Annotated in this window: 1 pseudogene; it reads right to left on the bottom strand. The window is 62.3% G+C overall.

Features of this window, described 5'->3' with window-relative positions:
* A pseudogene (locus IMZ11_RS44515) lies at positions 1-339 on the bottom strand (hypothetical protein); the annotation flags it as partial.
* Positions 340-403 lie beyond the last annotated feature (64 nt).

Below are 403 nucleotides of genomic sequence, written 5' to 3' on the forward strand. Positions count from 1 at the left end.
GTCGAACTCGGTGAACATCACGAAGTGGACGATCCCGTCGATCAGCAGCAGCAGTGCCCTCCATGGGTAACTTCCCGGCCAATGGCCGCCGCCGTTGAGCACTGAACGTTGTTGCAGGGCAAGGCCGATGCCGAACATGATCGTTAGCAACCCGAGAAACTTGCCCTGCGCCAACACCTGCAGCGTGATCTCGACCGGCCGCCAGGGCGAGGCGGAAGGCCCCTGCAGGTAGCCGATCAGCCCCTCGGGATCGGTGAAGATCCAGATATTGGTGCCCAGGGTGCCGAGGATGGCGATGCCGCGCAGGACGTCCAGGGACTGCAGGCGTGTCGAGGACATGTCGGCGGACGCTACCATACGAACGTATGGGTCGCTTATGCTGAGATCGTGAGCACGCCGTATG

It is taken from the genome of Microtetraspora sp. AC03309, from assembly GCF_020826795.1.
Taxonomy (GTDB): Bacteria; Actinomycetota; Actinomycetes; order Streptosporangiales; family Streptosporangiaceae; genus Microtetraspora; species Microtetraspora glauca.